Source organism: Ureibacillus suwonensis (genome assembly GCF_042655065.1).
Taxonomy (GTDB): domain Bacteria; phylum Bacillota; class Bacilli; order Bacillales_A; family Planococcaceae; genus Ureibacillus; species Ureibacillus suwonensis.
On record NZ_JBHSNQ010000061.1, the window covers coordinates 1 to 1344 of the forward strand.

1 protein-coding gene is annotated in these 1344 nt (G+C 45.5%); it reads left to right on the forward strand.

Translation table 11 applies throughout. The features are described 5' to 3' along the window. Positions 1-125 precede the first annotated feature (125 nt). The gene (locus ACFPOH_RS07405) at positions 126-1301 is read left to right on the forward strand and encodes an ISL3 family transposase (protein WP_390309301.1); all 1176 of its coding nucleotides are present in this window, start codon (positions 126-128) and stop codon (positions 1299-1301) included. Positions 1302-1344: the final 43 nt, after the last annotated feature.

Sequence of the window (1344 nt, forward strand, 5' to 3'; positions counted from 1 at the left end):
GTTTTTTGGCTCTTCACCACAAGTTGTACTTGATCATTTAAGGTAGGTGTGCATAGAGGGTACAAAAAATGCGAATTTTCCTGTATGGTAAAGGTGACCAAACCAAACCATGGAGGGAAATTCGCATGTACTCTCAGTTTATCAAAGAACTTATCGATTTACCAGATGTTTTGATTCAAAAGGTGCGAAAAGAAGGGGAACGTTGGATTTTCGAACTTTCTCTACCCGAACAATGCCCGTTATGTCCTGTCTGCTTGAAGCGCACGATCAAAATGACAGTCAAAAAGAAGCAATGGATGCATGGCTATGCTCAGCGAATCGGAATTTTTTGGATCGAACTTCCTGTCGAGCGCAGACGTTGTAGCACGTGTGGCGTGACGTTCAGCACGTCGTATCCAGCCATCTCTCCTCGAAGTGTGGCGACGGATGCTTTTCAGCGATGGGTCGCGCAATCTTGCATCGGAACATCCATTCAGGCGGTGGCTCGTATGCTCAAGCTTCCTTACACGACCGTTGAACGATGGTTTTATACCCATGCCCCTTCCTTCCTATCGAATGACGTCCAACCAAAGGCGGTTTGTGTCGATGAGTTTGCTTTTCGAAAAGGGCACGACTATGGAGTGGCGATCATGGATGCCGAAACGGGAGAAGTGTATACCATGGAAGCAGGAAAGAACGAGGAAGCCATTGGGCGTGCATTGGCTCATGTATCTCGTTCCGTTCAGTATGTCGTGAGTGACTTGGCTCCAGCGATGAAAAAAGCGATTCAACGGGTTTGCCCAGAGGCGACACATGTCGTCGACTATTTCCATGTCATTCAGCTGTTTACCGATGCGTTAGAACGTTGTCGCAAATATTTGGGCAAAGGAGGCAAGAAACACGGAAATGTTCGTTACGTTTGCCGTTTATTGAGCCAATGCCCAGAGAAATTGACGGAGGAAGAACGTCAAATCATACGAGAATGGTGTAATGAAAGCGATTACTTAAAGTCTGTTTACCAATCGCTCCAACATGTTCGCTATGTGTTCAAAAGCAAAGATGAGCAACAGGCGAAACGTCGTTTGAACGCCTGGGTTCATCGGTATTTGTTTTGTCCTTGTTCTGCTGTTCGCGCCATCGCAAAATCACTCGTCAAACGAACAGACGAAATCATATCGTGCATTTTATCCCCTTATTCAAATGGGAAAATGGAGGGAACAAATAACAAGATCAAGCTGATGAAACGTCGGGGATACGGATACAGAAATATCCAGCGTTTTGCATTGCGGGTTCGGCTAGAAACAGCTAACATACTTTCATGACAGGTGCAAGTACAACTTTTGGTGATGAACCTAAAAAACAAAG